This window comes from Streptomyces sp. NPDC053426 (assembly GCF_055585405.1).
Window position 1 is genome coordinate 156,083 of sequence record NZ_JBVJKE010000010.1, and the last position, 23,645, is coordinate 179,727.

The following is a 23,645-nucleotide window of genomic DNA, read 5'->3' on the forward strand; positions in this document are numbered from 1 at the left end:
CCGAAGGAGTCGATGACCCATGGCCGAGACGACCGTCCGCCGCCGCGTCCGTCACACCTCCCGCACCAGCGAATCCGACCGCAAGAACGCCGCCGCCGCGCTCCAGCGCGCCCTCGACCGCAGGGACAACGGCGGTTCGACCGGCCACTGACACGCCGACGGCGTCCGCATGCCGGACACCGCATGTCATCCCGTGGGACGAGGAGTAGGGTGCCCGCATGTCTCGCAGCATCAATCTCGCAGTGATCCCCGGTGACGGCATCGGCCAGGAGGTCGTGGCCGAAGGTCTCAAGGTCCTCTCCGCCGTCCTTCCGCAGGATGTGAAGCTGGAGACCAAGGAGTACGACTTCGGCGCCAAGCGGTACCACGCCACCGGTGAGACCCTCACCGACGCCGACCTCGACGAGCTGAAGCGGCACGACGCCATCCTGCTCGGCGCCATCGGTGACCCGTCGGTCCCCTCCGGCGTCCTGGAGCGCGGCTTTCTGCTCAAGCTCCGCTTCGCCTTCGACCACCACGTCAACCTGCGTCCGTCGAAGCTCCTCCCGGGCGTCGCCACCCCGCTCGCCGGCCAGCCCGAGATCGACTTCGTCGTGGTGCGCGAGGGCACCGAGGGGCCGTACACGGGCAACGGCGGCACCATCAGGAAGGGCACGCCGCACGAGGTCGCCACCGAGGTGTCCGTCAACACGGCCTTCGGTGTCGAGCGCGTGGTCCGCGACGCCTTCGCCCGCGCCCAGGCCCGCCCCCGCAAGAAGCTCACGCTGGTCCACAAGAACAACGTGCTGACCTTCGCCGGCCACCTGTGGACGAACGTCTTCAACAAGGTGGCCGAGGAGTACCCCGAGGTCACCACCGACTACATCCACGTCGACGCCGCGACGATCTACCTCGTCACCGACCCGGCCCGCTTCGACGTCATCGTCACCGACAACCTCTTCGGCGACATCATCACCGACCTCGCCGCGGCCGTCTCCGGCGGCATCGGCGTCGCGGCCTCCGGCAACATCAACCCGGGCCGCGAGTACCCGTCCATGTTCGAGCCCGTGCACGGCTCGGCCCCGGACATCGCCGGTCAGGGCAAGGCCGACCCCAGCGCCACCGTCCTGTCCGTCGCCCTCCTGCTGCGCCACCTCGGCCACGACGCCGAGGCGGCCCGCATCGAGGACGCCGTCTCCGCCGACCTCGCGGAGCGCGGCGGCCTGCCCGCCCGCTCCACCTCGCAGATCGGCGACGCGCTCGCCGCACGAGTAGCCGGCTGACCCGGCGCCCCTCGAAAACATTCGAAGCCGCCGGGTCGCATCCGCACCCGGCGGCTTCCCCCTGTCCCCGCCGGGTGCCACCATCGACCACCGGGCCGCGTTCCCCCTGTTCCTTCCGTCGTCGCCTCCGGGCGATAATCGGACGCGGAGCCGCGGAATGAGGGAATGCTCGGACGTCCTAGCACTGGCCACCGGCCGTACGGGCGTGTGCGCGGCCCGTCACTACAACCGGTGAAGGACAACCACTCATGACGACGCCCACGATCGAGCTCAAGCCCTCGGCGCACCCGCTCTCGGACGCAGAGCGCGAGGCGATCCTGGCCAACCCCGGGTTCGGCCGCCACTTCACCGATCACATGGTGACGATCAAGTGGACCGAGGGCCGCGGCTGGCACGACGGCCAGCTCGTCCCGTACGCGCCGATCTCCCTCGACCCCGCGACCACCGTCCTGCACTACGCGCAGGAGATCTTCGAGGGCCTGAAGGCCTACCGGCAGCCCGACGGGTCCGTCGCCACCTTCCGCCCCGAGAAGAACGCCGAGCGCTTCCAGCGCTCCGCCAAGCGCCTCGCGATGCCCGAGCTGCCGGTCGAGACCTTCATCGAGGCGTGCGACGCCCTCGTCGCCCAGGACAGGGCGTGGGTGCCGGCGCACGGCGGCGAGGAGTCCCTCTACCTGCGCCCGTTCATGATCGCGACCGAGGTCGGGCTGGGTGTGAAGCCCGCCAACGAGTACCTGTTCCTGGTCATCGCCTCCCCGGCCGGCGCCTACTTCCCGGGCGGCGTGAAGCCCGTCTCCATCTGGGTCTCGGAGGACCGCGTCCGCGCCGTCCCCGGCGGCATGGGCGACGCCAAGACCGGCGGCAACTACGCGGCCTCCCTGCTCGCCCAGGCCGAGGCCGCCGCCAAGGGCTGCGACCAGGTCTGCTACCTCGACGCGGTCGAGCACCAGTGGGTCGAGGAGCTGGGCGGCATGAACCTGTACTTCGTCTACGGCGACAAGATCGTCACCCCCGCCCTCAGCGGCTCCATCCTGGAGGGCGTCACCCGTGACTCCCTGCTGGGCGTCGCCCGCGACCTCGGCTACGAGGCCGTCGAGGAGCGCGTCTCCGTCGAGCAGTGGCAGCGCGACTCGGAGAACGGCACCCTCACCGAGGTCTTCGCCTGCGGTACGGCGGCCGTCATCACCCCGGTCGGCACGGTGAAGCGGGCGGGCGCCGAGTGGCAGCAGAGCGGCGGCGAGCCCGGCGAGGTCACCACCCGCCTGCGCCAGGCACTCCTCGACATCCAGCGCGGCACCGCCGAGGACAAGCACGGCTGGATGCACCGGCTGGGCTGAATCCCCCGCGGGTGAACACCCACCGCCCGCATCCTGAGACGGATCGTGAGCGCGGGGGCGGATTGTGCCAGACTGCCCCCGTGCTCTCGTTCGCCACGATTATTGGCAGCAGGCGCGCCGGTCCGCAGTGACCGCACGTACGACACGGTACGGGCGGACACCGTCGTCCTCGACCCGCGCGCAGACCTCTCGCACCCGCGAGAGGTTTTTCTGTTTCCTGGCCCACCCGCAGCCGGGAACGGGGCGCGAGGGACCATGGGGGAACGGTGGAACCGGTCATTCCGGTAGACCGAGATCAACTCAGGAGCCTTCAGACCATGACCGCAACCAGCGAGCCCGACGACTCGTTCCACGTCTTCGACACCACCCTGCGCGACGGCGCCCAGCGCGAGGGCATCAACCTCACGGTCGCCGACAAGCTCGCCATCGCACGGCACCTGGACGAGTTCGGCGTGGGCTTCATCGAGGGCGGCTGGCCCGGCGCGAACCCGCGGGACACCGAGTTCTTCGCCCGCGCCCAGCAGGAGATCGAGTTCCGGCACGCGACGCTGGTCGCCTTCGGCGCCACCCGCCGCGCCGGCACCAGCGCCGCGAAGGACCCCCAGGTCAGGGCGCTCCTCGACTCCGGCGCACAGGTGATCACGCTGGTCGCGAAGTCCCACGACCGCCATGTCGAGCTCGCCCTGCGCACCACCCTCGACGAGAACCTGGAGATGGTCCGCGACACGGTCTCCTTCCTCAAGGGGGAGGGCCGCCGGGTCTTCGTCGACTGCGAGCACTTCTTCGACGGTTACCGCGCCAACCCCGAGTACGCGAAGTCCGTGGTCCGCGCCGCCTCCGAGGCCGGCGCCGACGTGGTCGTCCTGTGCGACACCAACGGCGGCATGCTCCCGGCGCAGATCCAGGCCGTGGTCTCCACCGTGCTCGCCGACACCGGCGCCCGGCTCGGCATCCACGCCCAGGACGACACCGGCTGCGCGGTCGCCAACACCCTCGCCGCCGTCGACGCGGGCGCCACCCACGTCCAGTGCACCGCCAACGGCTACGGCGAGCGGGTCGGCAACGCCAACCTGTTCCCGGTCGTGGCCGCCCTGGAACTGAAGTACGGCAAGCAGGTCCTGCCCGAGGGCCGGCTGCGGGAGATGACCCGCATCTCGCACGCCGTCGCCGAGGTCGTCAACCTCACCCCGTCCACGCACCAGCCGTACGTCGGTGTCTCCGCCTTCGCGCACAAGGCGGGCCTGCACGCCTCCGCGATCAAGGTCGACCCGGACCTCTACCAGCACATCGACCCCGAGCAGGTCGGCAACACCATGCGGATGCTCGTCTCCGACATGGCCGGACGCGCCTCCATCGAGCTCAAGGGCAAGGAACTCGGCATCGACCTCGGCGGCGACCGCGAACTGGTCGGCCGGGTCGTCGAGCGGGTCAAGGAACGCGAGCTCAAGGGCTACACGTACGAGGCGGCCGACGCCTCCTTCGAACTGCTGCTCCGCGCGGAGGCCGAGGGCAGGCCGCTGAAGTACTTCGACGTCGAGTCCTGGCGCGCGATCGTCGAGGACCGCCCCGACGGCACCCACGCCAACGAGGCCACGGTGAAGCTGTGGGCCAAGAGCGAGCGCATCGTCGCCACCGCGGAGGGCAACGGCCCGGTCAACGCCCTGGACCGCGCCCTGCGCGTCGCCCTGGAGAAGATCTACCCGCAGCTCGCCAAGCTGGAGCTGGTCGACTACAAGGTCCGCATCCTGGAGGGCAAGCACGGCACCCAGTCCACCACCCGCGTCCTGATCTCCACGTCCGACGGGGCGGGGGAGTGGTCGACGGTGGGCGTCGCCGACAACGTCATCGCCGCGTCCTGGCAGGCGCTGGAGGACGCGTACGCGTACGGGCTGCTGCGGGCCGGGGTGGAACCGGCCGCGTAGGAAGCGCCGAGGACGACGGGCCCGGCGGGTTCGGTGGGCCCGGCAGGTCCGGCGGGTCCGGCGGGGCGGTATCGGAATCCCCGCCGGACCTGATGTCTGTTTAACGCCCGTTTGGGTACTTTTGAACGTATGGAGGTCGCGCCGACGCGTATCCACATACGCCTGATACGCCTGCTGATCGTGCCGGTGGCCGCCGCGCTGGCGGTCCTGATGGCCGGTGCGCCGGGGGCGCAGGCCGCCACGGACCTCTCCGAGATCGCCCGCGAACTGCGCGAGAGTCCCGTCTACGTCGACCCCGAGGCCCGGGACATCCTGGCGGAGTCCGACGCCGAGGCCCTCGCCGACAAGATCGAGGACGCGGACGAACCCGTCTTCGTGGCGGTCCTCCCGGCGGACTACCCGACGCAGAACCTCTTCCAGAACCTGCGCACCGAGACCGGCGTCACCGGTCTGTACGGCATCCGCCTCGGCGACGAGTTCGACGCGCGAGCCGACAGCAGCGTGCTCAGCCGCCAGGGCGTGCGGAACCTGGTCCAGTCCGTGCAGGGCACCGGTGACGCCAAGGCCCAGCTGAACGACTTCGTCGACAACGCGCTGCGCAGCACCGGCGGCTCCGCGCCGAACTCCTGGAGCGACGGGTCCGGCGGTGACGTCCCGGTCGGCGGGCTGATCACCGTCGGAGCGCTGGTGGCGGCCGGCGGCGCGGGCATCTACGCCGTGTCCCGCCGCAACCGGCGGCGCCACGAGGAGGAGCGGCGGACCGCGCTGGAGAAGCTGCGGGTGGTGGTGGACGAGGACATCACCGCGTTCGGCGAGGAGCTCGACCGCCTCGACTTCCACCCCGGCGAACGGGGCGCGGACGACGCGATGCGCACGGACTACGCGCACGCGCTGGACGCCTACGAGAAGTCCAAGTCGCTCATGGCCGCGGCCCGCAAACCGGAGGACGTCCGGGCCGTCACCCAGGCCGTGGAGGACGGCCGCTTCGCCCTCGCCTCCCTCGCCGCCCGGCGTGCGGGACGCCCGCTGCCGGAGCGCCGCCCGCCCTGCTTCTTCGACCCGCGCCACGGCCCCTCGGTCGCCGACGCCGTCTGGACGCCGCCGGGCGGCGCCGAGCGCGAGGTCCCGGTGTGCGCGGCCGACCGGGCCCGGCTGGCCGACGGCCTCGACCCCGCCGTCCGCGAGGTCGACACCGAGTACGGGCGCCGCCCCTACTGGGACGCCGGTCCCGCCTACGGCCCCTGGGCCGGCGGCTACTTCGGCGGCGGCCTGCTGCCCGGCCTGCTCGTCGGCACCATGCTCGGCGGCATGATGGCCGGCCCCGCCTACGCGGCCGACTACGGCGCCGGCTACGGCGACTTCGGCGGCTACGAGGGCGGCGACGTCTCGGGCGCCGACTTCGACGGCGGGGACTTCGGCGGCGACTTCGGCGGAGGCGGCGGCTTCGGCGGCGGGGACTTCGGGGGCGGCGGGGACTTCGGCGGCGGGTTCTGACCGGCCGGGGGATCCTGCCCGGCCGGGGGATCCCGCCTCGGCCATCCGCGTTCCACCGCGTACCGCTCCCCGGCGGCATGCCACCACCCGGGCGGTGACGTGCCGCCCGGGACGACGGAGCCGGCCCGCCCGGGGCCCAGCCCGAGCCGTCCCAGCGCCTCCGCGTCGACGGACACGGTGATCCACCCCCGCCACCGCCCGTCACGCCCCGGCCCGCACATGTGATCCAGCCGCAGCTCCTCCGCGGTGAACGGCATCCAGTCGATCCCCCGCTCACGCAGTCAACCGCGGACGGCCGCCCAGGGGTGAAGGCGACCCGGCAGGTTCTCGTACTCGGCGACGACGACCCACCCGGGCCGTGAGAGCGCGCTGCTGACTGTCATACCCGCCATGATGCGCCTTGCCCGTGACCCGAGCACGCCACCGACCGTTAGGGAAGCGTAATTCCGGGAAACGTACTTCCTCAATGTATGGAGGCGCCCATGGTGTATCGCCCCCTGCTCGATCTGCCCAAGCCCGCGGACATGTTCGACCGGAGCTGGGAGTGGAGCGAACTCACCGCGTTCGTGGCCGACGAGGGACCGGAGGCGACCATGGCCGTCGTCTCCGGGCGGCGGCGACAGGGCAAGTCGTTCCTCCTCGACTCACTCGCCCGGGCCACCGACGGGTTCTACTTCTGCGCGTACGAGGCGACCGAGGCCGAGTCGCTCCGCCGCTTCGGTGAGGAGCTCGGCCAGTACTGCGGAAGCCTGGCCCCGATGCGGTTCGACCGCTGGGAGCAAGCCGTCGACGCGCTGCTCGAACTGGGCAGGGAGCGGCCCGTGCCCGTCGTTCTCGACGAGTTTCCCTACCTCGCCAGGGCCACGCCCTCGCTGCCGTCCATCATCCAGGTGGCGTACGGACCGCGGCGTCCGGAGCGCCTGCGTTCCCGTACGCGCCTTCTGCTGTGCGGCAGTTCGCTGTCCTTCATGGGCAAACTGCTCAGCGGCACCTCACCCCTGCGCGGTCGGGCCGGCCTGGAACTCGTCGTCCAGCCGCTGGATTTCCGGCAGGCCGCTGCCTTCTGGGGGCTGGGCGACCCACGACTCGCCGTGCTCGTGCACAGCGTGGTCGGCGGTACCCCCGCCTACCGCAGGGAGTTCGTGCGTGATGACACTCCTGCCGGTCTCGACGACTTCGACGCCTGGGTCTGCCGCACCGCACTGTCTCCACGGTCCCCGCTCTACCGGGAGGCCCGCTACCTCCTCGCGGACGAGGCCGACCTGCGGGACCGGGCTCTCTACCACTCCGTACTCGCCGCCCTGGCGTCGGGCAACGCCACGGCGGGTCGGATCGCCGCGTGTCTGGAGCGGCCCGTCAGTGACATCACCCACCCGCTCACCGTGTTGCAGGACTGCGGACTCGTCCGCAAGGAGGCGGACGCGTTTCGCAGGAACCGCAGCGTCTACCGCGTGGGCGAGCCCCTCATCGCCTTCGACCACGCCGTCTCCCGGCCCCGGCTCGCCCTGCTCGACCGGGGGCTGGCCGAGCAGGTCTGGGAGAGCGCCCGGCCACGCTTCCTCTCCGCCGTCGTCGGACCGCACTTCGAGCAGATCTGCCGGGACTGGGTGGCTCACTTCGCCGCGCCGGAGACCTTCGGCGGCATGCCCATCGACGTTTCGTACGGGACGGTGGCCGACCCGGTGGAACGGACGGGTCACGAGATCGACGTGGTCGTACGAGGCGCTGTCGGGCAGGACAACGGCGTGCTGCTCTCCCTGGGCGAGGCCAAGTGGGACCGGGTCATGGGGACGGGACACCTGGAGCGGTTGAAGCACGCCGTATCACTGCTGGCCGCTCGCGGGACCGACACGTCGGCCGTACGGCCCGCCTGCTACAGCGGGGCCGGGTTCACCGACGAGCTGAAGGCGGCGGAGAAGCGCGGCGAGGTCGTGCTCGTGGACCTGGAGCGGCTGTACCGCGGGGAGTGAGACCGCCGGTCCGGGGGCGCTCCGCGTCGCCTTCGGCGCTGGTTCTCGTGGTCACCCTTGACCCGGTCCGCTCCGGCACGGGGGCGACTCTCGTTGCCTCGCCCAGGAAGCCCTTCCCTTGTGCGGCATCTTTGCGCCATATGAGTGACGAGATATCTGCTGTTGGATTCAGTAAGCGCTTTCTACAGTGATCGCAATTCGTGAGGGCCAGAGTGCCGGGGGAGTCGCATGCTGATTCGATCTTTGGTCGAACTTGCCGGTTCCCGGTACGAGGTCGACTGGGGCAACGGCACCAGTGTCCGCCTCCTCACCGCCGTGGACGAGATGGGTTTCACCGTGTGTCACACGGTGGTCCGGGCGGGCACGTCCTCGCTCCTCGAGTACCGTTCGCACCTGGAGGCATGCTTCTGCCTGTCGGGGTCGGGGGAGATCACGGACATGGCGGGCAACTCCCACCGGATCGTCCCGGGCGTGCTGTACGCGCTCGACCGGCACGACCGGCACCGTCTGCGCGCGGATCCGGACGGTGACATGACGCTGCTCAGCGTCTTCAACCCACCGTTGCAGGGCACGGAACGTCACACACTCCACCGCGAGAAGGCGTCGTCCTACTGATGACCGGCCTGATGCACGACGCCGCTTCGGGCGTCACCGGACACGGCGTACGGCTCGTCGGGTTGTTCGAGACGAACGCGGCGCGGCACCCCGCACGCGCCGCCGTGACGCTGGACGGCGTCACCACCACCTACGGAGCGCTGAACGAACTCGCCGACTCGTACGCGGCGCGGCTGCTCGGTCTCGGCCTCGGTGCCGGCGACCGCGTGGTGGTCTACGCGGACCTGTCCCTCGGCGTCGTCGCGGCGACCCTCGGGATCCTCAAGGCGGGTGCATGCCTGGTCACCACGCATCCGACGTTCTCGCGGCGCAAACTGGTCCATCAGGCCCGTGCCTGTGACGCCGCCGTCCTGGTCACCGACCGGACAGGGGCCCTGGGGGACCTCTTCGCCGACACCGGGCTGTCCGCCGTGCTCCCCTTGGGCACTGGCGGACAGCCCGGCGAGCCGAGGCCACGGCCGCGTCCGCTCGGGCGCCCCAGGAAGGGTCCGGGCATACCGGTCGTGGGCCCGCCGGCCGCCGTGTTCTACACCTCGGGCTCCACCTCGTCGCCGAAGGGCGTGACGATCGGCCACCGCACCATGACGGCGGCCTTCGAAGCCGTCACCTCCTCCCTCGGTCACACCGCCGACGACGTGGTGCTGAGCTGCACGCCCATCGGCTCCGACTTCGGCTTCTACAACATCGTGCTGCCGCTGGCCTTCGGCGGTCGGGTGGTGTTGCTGCGGGGCCTCAGCGCGCGTCCGCGGGAGGTGTGGGAGACGATCGGCCGCGAGGGTGTCACCGCGGTCCACGGCTTCCCCTCCCTGCTGGCCCACCTGTGCCGGATCGACGGCCTCGGCCGGGACCCGCGCCCGTCCCTGCGCCTGCTGGCCAGCACCGGACAGCGCCTCCCCGCGGAGCACATCAGGACCCTGCGTGAGGCACTCCCCGATGTGCCGATCCACTCGATGTACGGGCTCACCGAGTGCAAACGCGTGTGTGCCCTGCCGCCGGAGGAGATCGACCGCCGTCCCGGCTCCGTCGGTGGCCCCGTCCCAGGTGTGCGCGCCTACCTCGTGGACGGCACCGGCGCTCCGGTCGAGGAACCCGGTGTGCCCGGCGAGCTGGCGGTCGCGGGCGACCAGGTGATGCAGGGCTACTGGGGCGACTCCGAGCTGACCGGCCGTGTCCTGCGCACCGGTTTGTTCGGCGAGGACAGGGTGCTGTTCACGGGCGATCTGTTCACCCGTGACGAGGACGGCTTCCTGCACTGGGTCGCCCGCGGGGACGACACCTTCAGCCGCTCGATGTTCAAGGTGAACCCGCACGAGGTCGAAGCGCGGCTCAGACAGCACCCTTCGGTGGCCGACGCCGCCGTGGTGCCGGTGCCGGACGAGGAGGCGGGGGAGGTGCCCGCGGCCTGTGTCGTACCCCGTGACAGCCACGCACCCGACGCCGAGGAACTGCGCCGCCACTGCGCCGAGCGCCTCGACTGGCACATGGTGCCCGCGCTCGTGGTCTTCCACGACGAGCTTCCGCGCACCGAGTCCGGTAAGACCGACCGGCGGGCCCTGCGGCAGGCGCTCGCCCAGCCGGCCCCCGGGCCCGTGGACGACAGTCCCGGCGAGTACGTGGCGTCGTCCTCGATGGTCGGCCTCGCCGACCGCTTCGACGCGATCGCGACCGGGCAGGACCAGGTGCCGCGGGCCCCGGTGCGTTCCACGATCCGCAGCGCCGTCACCGACAGCCTCCTCCTGGAGTACCAGGACGCGATGGTGGAACGCTCAGGTCCGCTCTTCCGGCACTTCCTGGCCAGTGTGCCCGGCGTTCTGGAGGAACTGTCCCGGGTCGGTGTCGCACTGGCCCGCCTGGCCGGACGCCGCGCACGGCGTGACGGGCACGGCCTGACCTTCTACGAGGCGGACGCGTTCGACGGCAGCAACGGGCGCACCCTGGCGGCCTTCGCCGACGGCCGCGTCACCACCCTGACCAGCTCGCCCAACCGGGCCAACGAGCGGTGGTTCCGCACCTGGGCGGACCCGGCCCGCTCCCGCTACTTCCCCGGCTCGCTGTTCCACCTCGACCGCGCCGGGCTGCGGTCCGCGCCGCAGTACGAGCCGTTCCGCGACGGCTTCGACGTGGTCTACGAGACGGCCGCGTTCCAGTTCTACGGCAAGGACCGCGCGACGCAGATCGAGCACCTCACCGAGGTGCTCAGGCCCGGCGGCCTGGCGTTCTTCCTGGAGAAGCTGAATCACCCCGACCCGCTGGAGTACGAGCGCCGGGAACGTGTCAAGGACGAGGTGCACAAGGCCCGTTACTTCACCCCCGAGGAGATCGGGCGCAAGCGGCAGGAGATGCTGACGCGGATGGTGGACGGCCAGGTGGGGTTCGACGACCTGGTGGGGGCGCTCGGCGACCGCTTCTCGCACGTCCACCTCCTGTGGAACGGCACCAACTTCTACGAGTTCGTGGCGAGTGACGACGCCGGGATGCTCACGGAGTTCCTGGAGCTGGCGGGGCAGCCGTTCATCCCGGACGGTTTCTGCTTCGAGGACCCGGTCGTGCGCCGGGTCGGAGGGCACGGCGGGACGGTGCTGCGGTGAGGGGCGCGGACGCACCCGTCGAGAGCGCCGACCCGGAGGTGCTCACCGTCCTCGACACGCTCGTCGGCCGGTGGGGTGGCCGGGCCGCCGAGACGGAACGGGAACGCCGGCTCCCGGACGCGACCGTCGCCGAGCTGCTTGACGCCGGGCTGCTCCAGCTCGCCGCGCCGCCACGCTTCGGCGGGCCGGGGCACGGCTGGCCCACAGTGGTGGAGGCGGCCCGGCGTGCGGCCAGGGCCTGTCCGTCCACCGGGTGGGTCATCGGAGTCGTCGGCGGACACGCTGCGCTGGCCGGGCGGCTACCGCCGACGGCCGCCGAGACCGTCTTCACGGCGGGTGTCCGGCAGGTGTTCGCGACAGCGTCCGCAGCGGCCGACGGACGTTTCACCCGCGTCCCCGGTGGCTTCGAGGTGGCAGGCCGGTGGCGGTTCTGCTCCGCCGCCGACCACGCCGACTGGTTTCTCCTCAGCGGCCACGGCGACGATCCGACGGACCGGGTGCTGGTTCCGCTCCCCGCCGGGAAGGTGCGGATCGAGGACGGGTGGGACGTCTGCGGGATGGCCGGCACCGGTTCGCGGGACATCACGGTGGACCGCGTCTTCGTGCCCGAGGCGCTGGCCGTCTCCCCGTCGCGCTGCTTCGCCGGGCGGTCGCCGTCCGGCACCGGGCCGTCGCCGTACTACCTCGACGAGGTGCCGTTCCTGCCGTACGTCAACAGTTGCGTCATCGGTCCGGTGCTCGGCTGCGCCGAGGGCGCCTTCGCGGCCTGCCTGACCCGGTTCGCGCAGGGCACCGGCGGGTCGCGTCCACTGGAACAGCCGCTGGTGCGGGACGGGCTGACGGAAAGCGCGGCGGAACTGGCCTGCGCCCGGCACCTGTACGAGGACATGTGCGCACGCCTGCACGCGGCGGGAACCGCCCGACGGGCCCTTCCCTCCGAGGACGCCGCCGCGATCGGCAGGGACCGTGCCTATCTGGCCCGCCTGTGCGTCCGCTCCGTACAACGGCTGATCCAGCTGGCCGGGACGGCCGCCCACTTCGCCGACGACCCGCTCGCCCGGCACTGGCGCGATCTGCAGATGATGGCGGCCCACCGAGACCTGAACTGGGCCCGCAACGCGGCGGCGTACGCGTCGGCGGCCTTCACCGCTGACGGTCATGGGCAAGCCGTATGACCCACCTGTACAAAACTTCCTTCCTGCGGCGGGAGGGCCGTTGGCTGCTGGGCGGCTTCCTGCTGTTCCTGCTCTCCTCCTTCGGCCAGACCTTCTTCGTCTCGCTCTTCGCCGACGACATCCGCGACAGGCACGACCTCACCCACGGCTCCTACGGTGCCCTGTACATGGCGGCCACCCTGCTCGGCGCGGTCGCCCTGACCAGGACGGGTCACCTGGTCGACCGCCACCCGGTGCGCCGGGTCGTCCTCGTGAGCGCGCCGCTGCTGGCGCTGGGAGCCGTGGCGATGACCTGGTCGGCGGACCTCTTCACGCTGTTCGGGGCTCTCGTCCTGCTGCGACTGTTCGGGCAGGGCATGATGACGCACACCGCGTTCACCGTGCTGGGCCGCTGGTTCACCCGGCAGCGGGGACGGGCGGTGTCCCTGGCGGCCCTGGGCCTGAACACGGGCGAGGCCGCCCTGCCCGCCCTGGCCGTCGCCCTGTCGGGCGCCGCTGGGTGGCAGGCCGTGTGGTGGGCGGCCGGCACGCTGGTGACCGCCGTGGGCGTCGCCGTCGCGGCGCTGTTCAGGACGGAGCGCACCCCGCACCCCGCGGACGGCTCCGCGGACCCGGAGGCGTCTGCCGCCGCCGGCTGGACCCGGGCCGAGGTGCTGCGGGACCGGTGCTTCTACCCCCTGCTGCTCGCCACCGCGGCGCCCGCACTGATCGGCAACACGGTCTTCTTCCATCAGGCCCATCTGGCGGAGACGCGCGGCTGGTCGCTCGGGGTGCTGGCGTCGGCGTTCCCGCTCTACGCGGTCCTGACCGTGCTGTGCAGTGTGGCCAGTGGCTTTCTGTTGGACCGGATCACCGGGCTCGTGCTGCTGCCGGTCTTCCTTCTCCCGCTCGGCGGCGGGCTGCTGCTGCTCGGCACCGTCACCGCCCCGTGGAGCGCGTTCGCCTTCATGGCCCTGTACGGCGTCACCAACGGCCTCTCCCTGAGCCTGTTCGGCGTCGTGTGGCCCGAGGTCTACGGCACCCGGCACCTCGGCGCCGTCCGGTCGGTGGTGGTGGCGGTCCTGGTCTTCGCCTCGGCACTCGGCCCCGGCGCGGGCGGCCTGCTCCTCGACGCCGGTGTCGGCCAGTCGGTCCAGTTCGTCGCGCTGGGCGGGTACTGCCTCGTGGCGTCCGCGCTCGTCACGCCCGTCGTCCGGCAGTTGCGAGCGCGCGGCGCCGCCGTCCTGTGCTGAGGAAGCGGCGGCCGGGCCTGCGTCGTCAGCGGCCGATACGACCGAGAGACCCGGCCCAGGCGGCGGGGGAGACGGTGAGGGCGGGGCCGTCGGCGTTCTTGGAGTCGCGGATGTGGACGGCGGAGGGGCGCGGGGGGATCAGCCGGACAGGCGTCGGCCCGGACGCCTCGTCGGGCTCCGGGCCGTTGCCGTGGTGAACTCGGGGCCCCGAGGGGCCGACGGGGCTCACGCCTGCTTGATCGCCGAGATGTCGAAGTTCAGCTTGATCTTGTCGGAGACCAGGACGCCACCCGTCTCCAGCGCCGCGTTCCAGGTCAGGCCCCACTCGGAGCGCAGGATCTCCGCCTTGCCCTCGAAGCCGACGCGCTCGTTGCCGAAGGGGTCCTTCGCGGCGCCGTTGAACTCCAGGTCGATGGTGAGCGGCTTGGTGGTGCCCAGGATGGTCAGGTCACCGGTGATGCGGTAGTCGTCGCCGCCGAGGGCCTCCGCCTTGGTGGAGCGGAAGGTCATGGCCGGGAACTCGTCCGTCTTGAAGAAGTCGGCGCTCTTCAGGTGGCCGTCACGGTCGGCGTTGCCCGTGTCGATGCTGTCCATCACCACGTCGATGGTGGCGGTGGAGGCGGCCGGGTCGGTGCCGTCCAGGTGCAGCGTGCCGGTGAAGTCCTGGAAGCTGCCCTTGACGTTGGTGACCATGGCGTGCCGGGCGACGAAGCCGAACGTGGAGTGCGCGGGGTCGATCGTGTACTCGCCGGTCAGCGCGGCCAGGTCCGGGTTCACCGCGGTGGTGGCGGTCGCGGTCTCGTTGTCCTTGCGGCCGAAGATGCCCATGACGTTCCTCCTGAGGGGATGAGGTTTAATGTTCAACTAACCCAACGAGGTCCACCGTAGACCTATTCCCTTTAACTTTCAACATGTTTGGCGAAAGTGGCGGGATTGGGCCGCCACGAAGGGTGGTACCCGCCGGTCGTGTCCTCGGTCGCGGTCCTGGTGGAGCTGGTGCGGCGCGATACGTCGGGCGGCCAGGTGAAGTGCTGGGAGCACTTCGCGCGGAGTGCCGCCCGCCTCACGGAGCGCCTGCCCGGCGGCTCCGGCGGCACACCCCTCGACCTGACCGTCTACTTCCTCGGCGAACGCGAGCGGGTCGAGCCGCTCTCCCCGCACGTCCGGTTCGTCATGCTCCGGCCGGTGCTCAGCTCGGCGGCGACGCGCTCGGCCGACCGCGCGGAGGACGTCTGCGACCTCGCGCCGTACCACCCGCGGCTCGCCGCCCTGCTGCCCCGCCACGACGTCTGGCACCTGACCCACGGCTTCGCCTTCGCCGCCACCGCCGTACGGCTGCACCACCGTGCGGCCCGGCGGTCCGCCCCACGGCCCCGGCTCATCGGCTCCGTGCACACCGACGTACCGCTGCTGGCCTCCGTCTACGCCCGCTATCTGGCCGAGCGGTGGCTGCCCGGGAGCCACCCGAGGGTGGAGGACCTGCTCGCGGACCGGGCCGAGAGCGCGCTGCGCCGGCGCCGGGACCGGCTGCTGGACCCCTGCGAACGCGTCCTCGTCCCGACCCCGGAGGGCCGCGCGGAACTCGCCAGCGTCCTCGGGCCGCACCGGGTCGCCCTGCTGCGCCGGGGCGTCGACCACGAACTCTTCCGGCCCGACCCCACCGCGCGGGACTGGCTGACGCGCGCGTACGGCGTTCCGGGCGACCGCCCGCTGGTGCTGTTCGCCGGCCGGCTGGACGCCAGCAAAGGCGTGCCGCTGCTGACCGAGAGCGTCCGGCTGCTGCGCGCCCGGGGCGACGCCCTGCACCTGGTCATGGCGGGTTCCGGCGCCGAGGAGGACGCCGTGCGCCGCGGACTCGGCCGGGACGTCACCCTGCTCGGACCGCTCCCGCAGGACCGGCTGGCACGGGTGTACGCCGGCTGCGACGTCTTCGCCTTCCCGTCCCGTACGGAGACCAGCGGCAACGTCGTCGCCGAGGCGATGGCGTGCGGGTCGGCGGTGGTTCTGCCCGAGGGCGCGCACACCACCCGCTGGCTGGCCGCGCCGGGGTTCGACGGCATCGTCGTCCCGGCCGACTCCCCGGTGGCCTGGGCGGACGCCCTGCACCCGCTGGTCGAGCGGCCCGTCGTGCGGGAGGCGGTACGGCGTCGGGCCCTGGAGACGTCCAGGACCGTCCATCCCAGCTGGGACCGGGTGCTGGAGGAGGACCTCCTCCCGGTCTGGACCCAGTCGGCCCGCACGCCACGGCGGGCCGGCTTCCGTACGGCTTGAGCCGGCGGCCCGCACGGGCACACACCATGGGCGCCTGCGCGCCCGCCGAGTTTCTTCGCCCCCGCCGCCCCTTCCCTTCCCGTCCCTGGGGGCTTCGCCCCCAGACCCCCGTTCGCGCAGTTCCCCGCGCCCCCAGGGGGCGCGGGGAACTGCGCGAACAGCCACGATGCGGCCCGCAGCCGCCGTACGACAGAACCACCCGTGCTCTTTTGCGAACAACCCGACACCGGTCACTCGTCAGCGGCCCGGTGCCGGGCGTGTGACGCCGCGATGACCGGTGACGTGTCCAAGGCCACGATGCCCGTCGCCACCAGGGCCAGACCCGCCAGCGTCGCCGCCGAGACCGGCCAGCCCGTGTGGATCGTCTCGTCGAAGAGGAGCATGCCCATGGCCACCGCGACCACCGGCTCCGTCGCGTCCAGGACCGTCATGGTCGCGGCCAGCGGGCCCTGCTGGAAGGCGCTCTGGATGAGCAGCAGGCCGCCCACGCTGGCCGCGACGAGCGCGTAGGTCTGCCAGGCGGCCAGGGCCGTCGGCAGCCCGTACCGGAGCCGGTCCACCGTCGCGGCCAGCAGGACGGACTGGGTGCCCATCACCGCCCCCGCGGCGAGCGCCGTCGCCGAGGCCCGCCAGGGGCCGGACAGCATCCGCGCGGTCACGAGCGCGCCGCACACCACGGCCGCGACCGCGCCGACGGCCGGCAGCCAGGACAGCGGGCCGGCCGCCCGGGGGTCGCCGCCGTGCGGCCGGGCGGAGAGCAGCGCCAGCGCCAGTCCCGCCGCCACCGCGAGCGTGCCGGACCACTCCCGCCGGCCCAGCCGCAGCCGGTACAGCCGCGCCGACAGCGGGACCGCGAAGACCAGCTCGGCGACGATCAGCGGCTGCACCAGACTCAGCGGCCCGAACGCCAGCGCCAGCGACTGGAATCCGTACGCCACCACGGCCAGCCCGATCCCGCACAGCCACAGCGGATCCCGCGCCAGCCGCCCCAGCAGCCGCGCGGTGAGCGCCTCCGCGTCCGGCCGCGCGGCCGCCGCCCACTGCTGCAGGACCCCCGCGACGGCGAAACACACACCGGCGGCGAGCGAGGCGAGAACGGCGATCGCCATGACGGAAGAGCCCCGGGAGCGGACTAGTCGGGTGTCCGGCCGGTCGGCGCGCCCCGTGTCGCCCCCCGCGTGTGGACGTACAGCTTGCGCCGGTCGCCGACGTCGAGGCGCTGGGGGAGCGGCAGTTCGTGGCGCACCGGCCGCGCGTGGTCGGCGAGTTGCCGGCGCGGGTTGTAGACCTGGTTGAACTTCCACAGCATGCGGGCGAAGTTGGTCTGCCCGTGCAGCAGGTTGCGGCCGAGCACGCGCGCCGCGCCGAACGCCGTGCGCACCCCCAGGTGTTTGCGGTTGATGACCGCCTGGGTGCGCACCAGCTCCTCGTAGAAGCGCTCCAGCGGCAGCGTCGTCGGCACCACCGCGTGCTGGATGTCGAAGAGGCGGTAGTCGCGGGTGGTGAGCCGGCGGGACTCGGTGTGCCAGATCTCCGTACCCGGATACGGCGTCATCACCGTGAAGTGCACGATCTCCGGCACGGCCAGCGCGAACTCCCGCACCACGCGGAAGCGTTCCTCGTCCCAGGCCGGGTCCACGATCAGATTGATCGCCACCTTGATGCCGAGCCGGCGGGCCGTCTGAAGCGCCTTGAGGTTCTCGTCCGGGCTGACCCGCTTGCGGTACAGGTCGAGCCCCTCGGCGTCGATCGCCTCCATGCCGAGGAACATGTAGCGCAGCCCCAGCCGCGCCCACCGCTCGAACACCTCCGGATGGCGCAGCAGGACGTCGGCGCGCGTCTCCAGGTAGTACTTCTTGCGGATGCCGCGCCGCTCCACCTCGGCGGCGATGGCGTCGCCGTGCTCGGGCCGGATGAACGCGACGTCGTCCACGATGAACACGTTCGGCTCGCGGATCCTCGCCAGCTCCTCCGCCGCCGCCTCGGGCGAGGCCTTGCGGTAGCTGCGGCCGTAGAACGTCCACGCCGAGCAGAACGAGCAGTCCCAGGGGCAGCCGCGGGTGAACTCGATGGACGCGCACGGGTCGAGCTCGCCGATGAAGTAGCGGCGCCGGCTGCGCATCAGATCGCGGGCCGGGAGCGGTCCGTCGATGCCGTGCAGCATCAGCGGCGCCGGTCCGCGCCCGGCCGCCGTGACGACGCCCGGCACGCCCTCCACCCCGCCGTCGCGCACCGCCTCCAGCAGCGGGGCCATCGCCGGCTCCCCCTCTCCGCGGACCACCGCGTCGACCGCGCCCTCCGCCTGTTCGATGACCTCCTCGGCGACGAACGAGACACTGTGCCCGCCGAAGAACACGAAACAGCCCGGCACCTCCCGCTTCACCCGCGCGGCCAGCGCGATCGCCTCGGGGATGTTCGCCAGGTAGTTGAGGGAGACGCCGAGCGCCTCCGGACGGAAGGACCGCACCTCGTCGCGCAGCCGGTTCACGCCCAGCACCTGGAGGTCGACGACCCGGACCTCGTGACCGGCCTCGCGGGCGGCGCCCGCCACCCGCTCCAGGCCCAGTGGTTCGAGCCGGAGGAAGATCTCGGAGTACATCAGGGCGCTGGGGTGGACGAGCAGCAGACGCATGGGGACCTCGCCACGGGGTCGGACGGACCGGGTACGGAAGGGTGTCCCCTTCGTATCCCGGCACACGCGGCCGCGTACCCGCCATACGCCCGCCTGGCCGCACCCCGCGGCCCGCAGGAGTGGTCCTGCGGCGCGGCGCGGCGGCCCCGTGAGCTTGGACGCCGCCCGTCGGCAGAAGCGGGAGCGGGCCGGGCGGACGGGCTCCTGCGCTGGCGGGGTGCACCGGAGTGGGGGTGTCCTGGAGACCGAGGACCCGCAGCGACAGCGCATGGGAGACCGACTCGTGACCACCACCGGCTCCGGTTCCACCTACGACCCCCCGGCGGACCCCGCACACAGTGACGCCCGCGCCGCGGCCTCCGCCCCGGCGGCGGCACGCGGCCACGGGCCGCCGCCGCGCACCGGTCGGCGCGTCGCCCTCGTCACCGGCGCCTCCTCGGGCATCGGCGCGGCCACCGCGCGGCGCTTCGCCGCCGGGGGCTGGCAACTGCTGCTCAGCGGCCGGGACCGGCGGCGCCTTGAGGAGACGGCGTCCGGCACCTCGGCGGTCCTGCTGCCCGCCGACCTCGCCGCGCCGGACGGGGCCAAGATGCTGGCCCAGGCCGCGCTGCGGGAGACCGGACGCATCGACGTGCTGGTCGCCGGGGCGGGCATCGGCTGGGCCGGGCCCTTCCTGACCATGCCGCACACCGACATCGACCGGGTGCTGTTCCTGGACCTCAACGCGACGCTGCACCTCGTACGGGAGGTGCTGCCCGCGATGGTGGCGGCCGGCGGCGGCCGGGTGGTGCTCGTCGGCTCGGTGGCCGGCTCGGTCGGCGTACGGGAGGAGGCGGTGTACTCCGCCGCCAAGGCCGGACTCGCCGCGTTCGCCGAGGCGCTCCGCCAGGAACTGCGCGGTACGGGCGTGGGGGTGACGCTCGTCGTGCCCGGCCCCGTGGAGACGGGCTTCTTCGCCCGCCGCGGCACGCCGTACCACCGCTCCCACCCGCGCCCCACCTCGGCCGGCCGGGTCGCGGCCGCCGTCTGGAACGCCGTCTCCCAAGGCCGCGACGACACCTACATCCCCGCCTGGCTCGCCCTCCCCGCCCGGGTGCGCGCCCTCACCCCCGGCCTCTACCGCAGGCTCCTCGACCGCTTCGGCTGAGACCCCGGCGTGGAGCGGAGCACCGCCACCGCTACGCTCCGGGTGAGCGGACCGACCCGAACGGGTGCATGCGCCTCACATGAATGTGAGGCGACTCTCAGGCGGCGTCTTTGTACGACCCCTACAAGCCGGACGCCCTCTGAGCAGTCGGAACGGCTGCATGCCGCCGGGGTTCTGTTCAGGGGTACCAGGAAAACACCCCGGAGACTGTGAGGAGTCGACGGCTCGCATTTCCAGGTCGGCTTCGTAAGGTCACTACATGACCGTTTTGGATGAGGCGCCGGGTGAGCCGACCGACGCGCGCGGACGCGTGGCCGAACTGCACGAGATCCGTGCGCAGGCACTGGCCGGCCCGAGCGAGAAGGCGACCGCGGCGCAGCACGCCAAGGGCAAGCTGACCGCGCGGGAGCGCATCGAACTGCTGCTGGACCCGGGGTCCTTCCGCGAGGTCGAGCAGCTGCGCCGGCACCGGGCCACCGGCTTCGGTCTGGAGGAGAAGAAGCCGTACACGGACGGTGTGATCACCGGCTGGGGCACGGTGGAGGGCCGTACGGTCTTCGTCTACGCCCATGACTTCCGGATCTTCGGCGGCGCGCTGGGCGAGGCCCACGCCACCAAGATCCACAAGATCATGGACATGGCCATCGCGGCCGGCGCGCCGCTGGTCTCCCTGAACGACGGCGCCGGCGCCCGCATCCAGGAGGGCGTCTCCGCGCTCGCCGGGTACGGCGGCATCTTCCAGCGCAACACCAAGGCGTCCGGCGTCATCCCGCAGATCAGCGTGATGCTCGGCCCCTGCGCGGGCGGCGCGGCCTACAGCCCCGCCCTGACGGACTTCGTGTTCATGGTCCGCGACACCTCGCAGATGTTCATCACAGGCCCGGACGTCGTCAAGGCGGTCACCGGCGAGGAGATCACCCAGAACGGCCTGGGCGGCGCGGACGTGCACGCCGAGACCTCCGGCGTCTGCCACTTCGCCTACGACGACGAGGAGACGTGCATCCACGAGGTGCGCTACCTCCTCTCGCTGCTCCCGCAGAACAACCGGGAGAACCCGCCGCGCGTGGAGTGCGCCGACGAGGCGGACCGCCGCAGCGACGTCCTCCTCGACCTGGTCCCCGCCGACGGCAACCGGCCGTACGACATGGCCAAGGTCATCGAGGAGATCGTCGACGACGGCGAGTACCTGGAGGTCCACGAGCGCTGGGCGCGCAACATCATCTGCGCCCTGGCCCGGATGGACGGCCAGGTCGTCGGCATCGTCGCCAACCAGCCGCAGTCGCTGGCCGGCGTGCTGGACATCGAGGCGTCCGAGAAGGCCGCCCGCTTCGTCCAGATGTGCGACGCCTTCAACATCCCGATCCTCACCTTCCTGGACGTCCCCGGCTTCCTCCCGGGCGTCGACCAGGAGCACGGCGGCATCATCCGCCACGGCGCGAAGCTGCTGTACGCGTACTGCAACGCCACCGTGCCGCGGATCTCGCTGATCCTGCGCAAGGCGTACGGCGGTGCGTACATCGTGATGGACTCCCAGTCCATCGGCGCCGACCTCACGTACGCCTGGCCGACGAACGAGATCGCCGTGATGGGCGCGGAGGGCGCGGCCAACGTCATCTTCCGGCGCCAGATCGCCGAGGCCGAGGACCCCGACGCCATGCGGGCGCGCATGGTCAAGGAGTACAAGTCCGAGCTGATGCACCCGTACTACGCCGCCGAGCGCGGTCTGGTCGACGACGTCATCGACCCGGCCGAAACCCGTGAGGTGCTGATCCGTTCACTGGCGATGCTGCAGACCAAGCACGCCGATCTGCCGTCCCGCAAGCACGGCAACCCGCCGCAGTAAGGGAGACGCACGCCATGAGCACACCTGACATCCGCGTCGAGAAGGGGCACGCCGAGCCGGAGGAGGTCGCCGCGATCACGGCGATCCTGCTGGCCAGGGCCGCCGCCCGGCCGGCGGCTCCGGCCCACCGGGGCCGGGCGAAGGCCGGCTGGCGCCGCCTGGAACGCGAACCGGGCTTCCGAGCCCCCCACAGCTGGCGCTGACCCCAAGAAGGGCCCCTCCACAAAAGGAGGGGCCCTTCTTGCACTCCGGTCGGGACAACGCCCCCAGGGGCGCGGGGCCGTGACGATATGCGGCTCCGCCGCACGGGCGCGACCAGCCACGGGCCACCCGCACCTGTCATGCGCCAGCGGCCACCCCCTCAGGGGCGCGGGGAACTGCGCGACCAGCCCCCACCTGCCCGCACCCGGCATGCAACAGCCCCCGGCGGCTCAGTGGCCGCAGGGGGCTGTTGCGCCGCTCGGCGCGGACGGCGGCATGTCAGAGGCAGGCCGCGGCGGTAGCCGTTAGCGGAGGCGGGCCATCAGGGCGTGTTCCACCAGGGTGATCAGGGCCGACTTCGCATCCGCGCGGTGGCGGGCGTCGGTGGTGATGATCGGGGTGTCGGGGCCGATCTGGAGCGCCTCCCGGACCTCGTCCGGCTGGTACGGCTGCTGGCCGTCGAAGCCGTTGAGGGCGATCACGAAGGGAAGACCCGAGTTCTCGAAGTAGTCCACCGCGGGGAAGCAGTCGGCGAGCCTCCTCGTGTCGACGAGGACGATCGCGCCGATGGCGCCGCGCACCAGGTCGTCCCACATGAACCAGAAGCGGTCCTGGCCGGGCGTACCGAACAGGTACAGGATCAGGTCCTGGTCCAGGGTGATGCGGCCGAAGTCCATGGCCACCGTCGTGGTGGTCTTGTCCCCGGTGTGGGTGAGGTCGTCGATGCCCGCCGAAGCAGACGTCATGACGGCCTCCGTGCGCAGCGGGTTGATCTCCGAAACGGCCCCGACGAACGTGGTCTTGCCCACGCCGAAGCCACCCGCCACCACGATCTTCGCCGAGGTGGTGGAGCGGGAAGGACCGCCGCTAGAGCTTGCGAAGTCCACTGAGCACCCTTTCGAGCAGTGTCACGTCTGGCTGGCCGCCGGCGCTCTCGTCGCCGCCGGGCTGATGGATGGCGACCAGTCCCGCCTCCGCCAAGTCGGCGACGAGGATCCTGGCCACGCCGAGAGGGATCGTCAGCAGGGCCGAGATCTCGGCCACCGACTTGATCTCCCGGCAGAGGGTGCAGATCCGCTGATGCTCGGGCAGCTGGCCCTGCATCTGGTGCGGCTGCGCGGTGGTGTGCACCAGCGCCTCGATGGCGAGCTGGTACCGCGGCCTGGTGCGGCCGCCCGTCATCGCGTACGGGCGCACCAGGGGATTGTTCGACGCCCCGGCGGGCGCCGGCTCGGGTGCCCGGCGTTGCGGCTGCACCGGCTGGATGCGCGGGGCGTGCGGCTGCTCGTACGGCGAAGGGCCGGGGCCCTGCGGCGCGTACGGCTGCCGGTGCTGTGGCGCGGAGGGGTATCCGTACAGGTTCTGGGAACCGTCGTTCTGGCCCTGGGCAGGACCGTACGACCAGTTGCCCGCGGATGAACCGTCTGGGGGTGTTGCCACTTTCTCCTCCTCCGACTGTGCCTGGCACCCATCACTGTGGAGCCGCGTCCCGAAACCTTACGGCCCCGGGACGCCAAAACGCACCGTCTGTCCTCTAGTTGAGAAGGCTCCCTTGGAGCTCCGCTCGAAGGTCCGGCGTCAGGACCGTACCGGCTCGGTCGACCAGAAGGGCCATCTCGTACCCAATGAGGCCGATGTCCGCCTCGGGATGTGCGAGAACCGCGAGCGACGAACCGTCGGAGATGGACATGATGAACAGGAATCCCCGCTCCATCTCCACAACCGTCTGGTTCACGCTGCCGCCCTCGAAGATCCGGGAGGCGCCTGCCGTCAGAGACGTCAGACCGGAGGCGACGGCCGCGAGCTGGTCGGCGCGGTCGCGCGGAAAGCCTTCGGACATCGCCAGAAGGAGTCCGTCGGCGGAGACCACCACCGTGTGGGACACCCCCGGGGTGTTGTCCACGAAGTTGGTGATCAACCAGTTCAGGTTCTGTGCCGCCTGGCTCATCGGGCTCA

The 23,645-nt window shown here is 71.9% G+C and carries 21 protein-coding genes; 14 read left to right on the top strand and 7 right to left on the bottom strand.

The features are described from left to right. Positions 1-19: 19 nt before the first annotated feature. The 10 genes from ACZ62B_RS21390 to ACZ62B_RS21435 all read left to right on the top strand — a co-directional run bounded on the left by ACZ62B_RS21390 (position 20) and on the right by ACZ62B_RS21435 (position 13,595). Complete coding sequence (locus ACZ62B_RS21390) at positions 20-151, top strand: hypothetical protein (RefSeq protein WP_106982032.1); 132 nt, start codon at positions 20-22, stop codon at positions 149-151. A gap of 67 nt (positions 152-218) precedes the next feature. Continuing rightward, on the top strand, positions 219-1,262 hold the full coding sequence (locus ACZ62B_RS21395; protein ID WP_073936422.1) for a 3-isopropylmalate dehydrogenase: 1,044 nt from the start codon (positions 219-221) through the stop codon (positions 1,260-1,262). 248 nt (positions 1,263-1,510) lie between these two features. Then, positions 1,511-2,599, top strand: a complete 1,089-nt coding sequence (locus ACZ62B_RS21400; RefSeq protein ID WP_344560746.1) for a branched-chain amino acid aminotransferase — start codon at positions 1,511-1,513, stop codon at positions 2,597-2,599. A 317-nt stretch (positions 2,600-2,916) separates the two neighbouring features. Continuing rightward, entirely contained in the window at positions 2,917-4,521 is a 1,605-nt protein-coding gene (gene cimA / locus ACZ62B_RS21405) for a citramalate synthase (RefSeq protein WP_468719700.1), read from the top strand. A gap of 129 nt (positions 4,522-4,650) precedes the next feature. Beyond that, the gene (locus ACZ62B_RS21410) at positions 4,651-6,015 is read left to right on the top strand and encodes a hypothetical protein (RefSeq protein ID WP_468719698.1); all 1,365 of its coding nucleotides are present in this window, start codon (positions 4,651-4,653) and stop codon (positions 6,013-6,015) included. 482 nt (positions 6,016-6,497) lie between these two features. Continuing rightward, positions 6,498-7,985, top strand: a complete 1,488-nt coding sequence (locus ACZ62B_RS21415; protein ID WP_344560743.1) for an AAA family ATPase — start codon at positions 6,498-6,500, stop codon at positions 7,983-7,985. Positions 7,986-8,213: 228 nt separating this feature from the next. After that, positions 8,214-8,600: an ectoine synthase gene (locus ACZ62B_RS21420; RefSeq protein ID WP_344560742.1), complete on the top strand. Its 387-nt coding sequence runs from the start codon at positions 8,214-8,216 to the stop codon at positions 8,598-8,600. Beyond that, positions 8,600-11,188, top strand: a complete 2,589-nt coding sequence (locus tag ACZ62B_RS21425; protein ID WP_344560741.1) for a class I adenylate-forming enzyme family protein — start codon at positions 8,600-8,602, stop codon at positions 11,186-11,188. The genes ACZ62B_RS21420 and ACZ62B_RS21425 overlap by 1 nt, the downstream gene beginning before the upstream one ends. Beyond that, the gene (locus tag ACZ62B_RS21430; RefSeq protein ID WP_344560740.1) at positions 11,185-12,363 is read left to right on the top strand and encodes an acyl-CoA dehydrogenase family protein; all 1,179 of its coding nucleotides are present in this window, start codon (positions 11,185-11,187) and stop codon (positions 12,361-12,363) included. Before ACZ62B_RS21425 ends, ACZ62B_RS21430 begins: the two co-directional genes overlap by 4 nt. Continuing rightward, entirely contained in the window at positions 12,360-13,595 is a 1,236-nt protein-coding gene (locus tag ACZ62B_RS21435) for an MFS transporter (protein ID WP_344560739.1), read from the top strand. The genes ACZ62B_RS21430 and ACZ62B_RS21435 overlap by 4 nt, the downstream gene beginning before the upstream one ends. Positions 13,596-13,620: 25 nt before the next feature. Here ACZ62B_RS21435 and ACZ62B_RS21440 read toward each other — a convergent pair whose 3' ends face one another. Both ACZ62B_RS21440 and ACZ62B_RS21445 read right to left on the bottom strand, forming a co-directional pair. Then, complete coding sequence (locus ACZ62B_RS21440) at positions 13,621-13,824, bottom strand: DUF397 domain-containing protein (protein ID WP_344560738.1); 204 nt, start codon at positions 13,822-13,824, stop codon at positions 13,621-13,623. After that, positions 13,821-14,423, bottom strand: coding sequence for a YceI family protein (locus ACZ62B_RS21445; protein ID WP_344560737.1), 603 nt, complete (start codon positions 14,421-14,423; stop codon positions 13,821-13,823). The genes ACZ62B_RS21440 and ACZ62B_RS21445 overlap by 4 nt, the downstream gene beginning before the upstream one ends. A 138-nt stretch (positions 14,424-14,561) precedes the next feature. Between ACZ62B_RS21445 and ACZ62B_RS21450 the strand changes: the two genes are divergently transcribed. Continuing rightward, positions 14,562-15,866: a glycosyltransferase gene (locus tag ACZ62B_RS21450; protein WP_344560736.1), complete on the top strand. Its 1,305-nt coding sequence runs from the start codon at positions 14,562-14,564 to the stop codon at positions 15,864-15,866. Between the two features lie 230 nt (positions 15,867-16,096). On the opposite strand, the gene ACZ62B_RS21455 is transcribed toward ACZ62B_RS21450, so the two are convergent. Both ACZ62B_RS21455 and hpnR read right to left on the bottom strand, forming a co-directional pair. Beyond that, positions 16,097-16,975: a DMT family transporter gene (locus tag ACZ62B_RS21455; protein ID WP_344560735.1), complete on the bottom strand. Its 879-nt coding sequence runs from the start codon at positions 16,973-16,975 to the stop codon at positions 16,097-16,099. A 23-nt stretch (positions 16,976-16,998) separates the two neighbouring features. Then, positions 16,999-18,498 (bottom strand): hopanoid C-3 methylase HpnR, encoded by a 1,500-nt coding sequence (gene hpnR, locus ACZ62B_RS21460; protein ID WP_344560734.1) that lies wholly within the window; start codon positions 18,496-18,498, stop codon positions 16,999-17,001. Between the two features lie 283 nt (positions 18,499-18,781). On the opposite strand from hpnR, the gene ACZ62B_RS21465 reads away from it, so the two are divergent. The 3 genes from ACZ62B_RS21465 to ACZ62B_RS21475 all read left to right on the top strand — a co-directional run bounded on the left by ACZ62B_RS21465 (position 18,782) and on the right by ACZ62B_RS21475 (position 21,691). Next, positions 18,782-19,645, top strand: a complete 864-nt coding sequence (locus tag ACZ62B_RS21465; RefSeq protein ID WP_344560817.1) for an SDR family NAD(P)-dependent oxidoreductase — start codon at positions 18,782-18,784, stop codon at positions 19,643-19,645. A gap of 259 nt (positions 19,646-19,904) precedes the next feature. Continuing rightward, positions 19,905-21,488 (top strand): acyl-CoA carboxylase subunit beta, encoded by a 1,584-nt coding sequence (locus tag ACZ62B_RS21470; protein ID WP_344560733.1) that lies wholly within the window; start codon positions 19,905-19,907, stop codon positions 21,486-21,488. Between the two features lie 14 nt (positions 21,489-21,502). Beyond that, positions 21,503-21,691: an acyl-CoA carboxylase subunit epsilon gene (locus ACZ62B_RS21475; RefSeq protein ID WP_085574439.1), complete on the top strand. Its 189-nt coding sequence runs from the start codon at positions 21,503-21,505 to the stop codon at positions 21,689-21,691. 303 nt (positions 21,692-21,994) lie between these two features. Here the strand turns inward: ACZ62B_RS21475 and ACZ62B_RS21480 are convergent, their stop codons facing one another. The 3 genes from ACZ62B_RS21480 to ACZ62B_RS21490 form a co-directional block, all read right to left on the bottom strand. Beyond that, positions 21,995-22,576 (bottom strand): GTP-binding protein, encoded by a 582-nt coding sequence (locus ACZ62B_RS21480; protein ID WP_030216560.1) that lies wholly within the window; start codon positions 22,574-22,576, stop codon positions 21,995-21,997. Further along, complete coding sequence (locus ACZ62B_RS21485; RefSeq protein ID WP_344560732.1) at positions 22,557-23,129, bottom strand: DUF742 domain-containing protein; 573 nt, start codon at positions 23,127-23,129, stop codon at positions 22,557-22,559. The genes ACZ62B_RS21480 and ACZ62B_RS21485 overlap by 20 nt, the downstream gene beginning before the upstream one ends. 94 nt (positions 23,130-23,223) lie before the next feature. Further along, positions 23,224-23,637, bottom strand: a complete 414-nt coding sequence (locus ACZ62B_RS21490) for a roadblock/LC7 domain-containing protein (protein WP_004983065.1) — start codon at positions 23,635-23,637, stop codon at positions 23,224-23,226. Positions 23,638-23,645: the final 8 nt, after the last annotated feature.

Bases quoted from the DNA above. Each gene is read 5' to 3' on its own strand.
- ACZ62B_RS21390 (WP_106982032.1), top strand. From the start codon at position 20: ATGGCCGAGACGACCGTCCGCCGCCGCGTCCGTCACACCTCCCGCACC.
- ACZ62B_RS21395 (WP_073936422.1), top strand. From the start codon at position 219: ATGTCTCGCAGCATCAATCTCGCAGTGATCCCCGGTGACGGCATCGGC.
- ACZ62B_RS21400 (WP_344560746.1), top strand. From the start codon at position 1,511: ATGACGACGCCCACGATCGAGCTCAAGCCCTCGGCGCACCCGCTCTCG.
- cimA (WP_468719700.1), top strand. From the start codon at position 2,917: ATGACCGCAACCAGCGAGCCCGACGACTCGTTCCACGTCTTCGACACC.
- ACZ62B_RS21410 (WP_468719698.1), top strand. From the start codon at position 4,651: ATGGAGGTCGCGCCGACGCGTATCCACATACGCCTGATACGCCTGCTG.
- ACZ62B_RS21415 (WP_344560743.1), top strand. From the start codon at position 6,498: ATGGTGTATCGCCCCCTGCTCGATCTGCCCAAGCCCGCGGACATGTTC.
- ACZ62B_RS21420 (WP_344560742.1), top strand. From the start codon at position 8,214: ATGCTGATTCGATCTTTGGTCGAACTTGCCGGTTCCCGGTACGAGGTC.
- ACZ62B_RS21425 (WP_344560741.1), top strand. From the start codon at position 8,600: ATGACCGGCCTGATGCACGACGCCGCTTCGGGCGTCACCGGACACGGC.
- ACZ62B_RS21435 (WP_344560739.1), top strand. From the start codon at position 12,360: ATGACCCACCTGTACAAAACTTCCTTCCTGCGGCGGGAGGGCCGTTGG.
- ACZ62B_RS21445 (WP_344560737.1), bottom strand. From the start codon at position 14,423: ATGGGCATCTTCGGCCGCAAGGACAACGAGACCGCGACCGCCACCACC.
- ACZ62B_RS21455 (WP_344560735.1), bottom strand. From the start codon at position 16,975: ATGGCGATCGCCGTTCTCGCCTCGCTCGCCGCCGGTGTGTGTTTCGCC.
- hpnR (WP_344560734.1), bottom strand. From the start codon at position 18,498: ATGCGTCTGCTGCTCGTCCACCCCAGCGCCCTGATGTACTCCGAGATC.
- ACZ62B_RS21470 (WP_344560733.1), top strand. From the start codon at position 19,905: ATGACCGTTTTGGATGAGGCGCCGGGTGAGCCGACCGACGCGCGCGGA.
- ACZ62B_RS21475 (WP_085574439.1), top strand. From the start codon at position 21,503: ATGAGCACACCTGACATCCGCGTCGAGAAGGGGCACGCCGAGCCGGAG.
- ACZ62B_RS21490 (WP_004983065.1), bottom strand. From the start codon at position 23,637: ATGAGCCAGGCGGCACAGAACCTGAACTGGTTGATCACCAACTTCGTG.